Raw genomic sequence first — 319 nt, forward strand, 5'->3', positions numbered from 1 at the left:
GGTCAGGGAATGGGATATCTGTTCTGGATGACGCTTGGGCCCGGAGCCGGTATGACGGTCGGTGCTGCTCTTCGACAATGGCTGATGCCGGATGCGGTATACACCCGAGAAGGAATGACCGGATTACTCAAGGCCCGTCTGTTCTGGCTTGTGGGCCCACAGTGTATCGGCTGGCTGGCCGGACTTATCGCCGTGGGTAAACAACTCATGTAACACGGCTGCCCCTCAACAACATTTTTGACTGAGAAGGAAAAATACCATGCGATTCATGCACGCCATCCTGTCAGCAGGATTACTGACCTTTGCCATCACGGCACAG

Annotated in this window: 1 protein-coding gene; it reads left to right on the forward strand. The window is 54.9% G+C overall.

Annotated features, from left to right (window positions below):
- On the forward strand, nucleotides 1-213 hold a 213-nt coding region (locus tag DEO48_RS26265; protein ID WP_109846750.1), incomplete at its 5' end, for a hypothetical protein.
- Between the last annotated feature and the right edge of the window lie 106 nt (nucleotides 214-319).

The sequence above is a fragment of the Enterobacter sp. CGMCC 5087 genome (assembly GCF_003144775.1).
Taxonomy (GTDB): Bacteria; Pseudomonadota; Gammaproteobacteria; order Enterobacterales; family Enterobacteriaceae; genus Enterobacter; species Enterobacter cloacae_M.